This window comes from Eoetvoesiella caeni, from assembly GCF_003315175.1.
GTDB lineage: Bacteria > Pseudomonadota > Gammaproteobacteria > Burkholderiales > Burkholderiaceae_B > Eoetvoesia > Eoetvoesia caeni.
The window spans coordinates 1-1,491 of sequence record NZ_QNRQ01000043.1 but is presented as its reverse complement, the minus strand read 5'-3'; the positions used below and the strand labels follow the sequence as shown (position 1 = coordinate 1,491).

Genomic DNA, 1,491 nt, shown 5'->3' with positions numbered 1-1,491 from the left:
ACGGTCGAACGCCTGATGAGCGAGCTGGGCATTGAAGGGGTGCGTCGGGGCAAACGGGTTCGTACTACGGTGCCCGATAGCGCGGCGGCCTGTCCGCAGGATCTGGTACGGCGCCACTTCGAGGCGGATCGTCCAAACCGGCTCTGGGTAGCGGATTTCACCTACGGTACGCCCAGCCAGCGTAGCCCGCCTGCATGGGGGTGAAGCTGCTTGAGCATGTTTGGAATGCAGGACCCGGAGACGATAAACGTTGCGGTACCGGGGCATGCCCTTTCTCTGCTGCGAGAGAAAGTGAGCCGAAGCGGCGGTGACTTGCCGACACTGGCAAGGTGACGAAGTCCGTGGGAAACGGGGCTTGCGGCGAAGCGGTTACGCCAAGATGAGTCTCTAGGCTGAGCATGGGACGGTTGAGGAACACGAACCTGTTAAATCGCATCTGAGGGTTGAAATGTCACCCCTGCCCACACCACTTTACGGGCAGGACGCGAACTGGAGCTAGGCACACGTATGGCCCGGCGCCACAAATGCTGATTGGATATGTATGCTGGTCAGCAGGGAACTACGGAGAGCGCGCAGCTAGACCGTGGTGTTTGCGACGACTTGCGACAAGCAAGGATAAAGACTGCGACAGGCAGCCTCGCCCGTGTGTTGAGTCCAGCATGTGAACTGGGGAAGGCTTGCACAAATGCTAAGGGAGTGTGCCCCCGATGATGTGCAGGCTGGCGGAGCCCGCGTAGTAGTCCGAGGTTGGGAAAACCAGCCACATGGCGAAGGCGGGCAGTTTAAGTGGTTTGTTTGGCCGATTAATTGACCACAATGAGGTGAAGACCTTTGATAATCAGTGAAATGCAAAACAAACTGGCGATATGGTCAACCGAGGACAAAGAACGCAAGTTCGATCGACTCCTACGACTGATTGCCGACAAAGATTGGCTGAGCGAAGCGGCTCGCATTACGCTGGCCTCCAGCGGAGCACGCACGCCGGGCGTTGATGGCGTTGACAAACGTATGCTGGAAATGAATCTTCAGCACGAACTGGCGACGATACGCGAAGAACTGCTGGCGGGCTCGTACAGTCCGTTGCCCGCACGACGCGTGTATATACCGAAAGCGAACGGCACGCTCAGGCCTCTTGGCATTCCGAGCCTGCGGGATCGGATCGTGCAACGGGCCATGCTAATGGCCATGGAGCCGATATGGGAAAGCGATTTCCACCCGGCTTCCTATGGCTTCAGACCGGCCCGTAGCGTACATCATGCGATTCGCACGGTGAAGCTTCAGTTGCAAGACGGTGGTGAACAAAGTGTCGCCGGTCGCTGGGTCATCGAGGGCGACCTCGCCAGTTACTTCGACACGGTGCATCATCGCCTGCTGATGAAGGGAATCCGTAAGCGCATCGCCGACCAGCGCTTTCTTGTCCTGCTTTGGAAGTTCATCAAGGCGGGCTGCGTTGATCGCGATCTGTTCCGTGCTTCAAGCGAAGGCGTTCCT

Annotated in this window: 1 protein-coding gene and 1 pseudogene; both read left to right on the top strand. The window is 58.0% G+C overall.

Annotation, left to right across the window (positions count from 1 at the left end; all coding sequences use genetic code 11):
• Window positions 1–165 (top strand): annotated as a pseudogene (locus DFR37_RS22685) (IS3 family transposase); the annotation flags it as partial.
• A 681-nt stretch (window positions 166–846) separates the two neighbouring features.
• Window positions 847–1,491, top strand: a 645-nt coding sequence (locus tag DFR37_RS22680) for a reverse transcriptase domain-containing protein (protein WP_245954060.1), incomplete at its 3' end; no start/stop codon positions are given.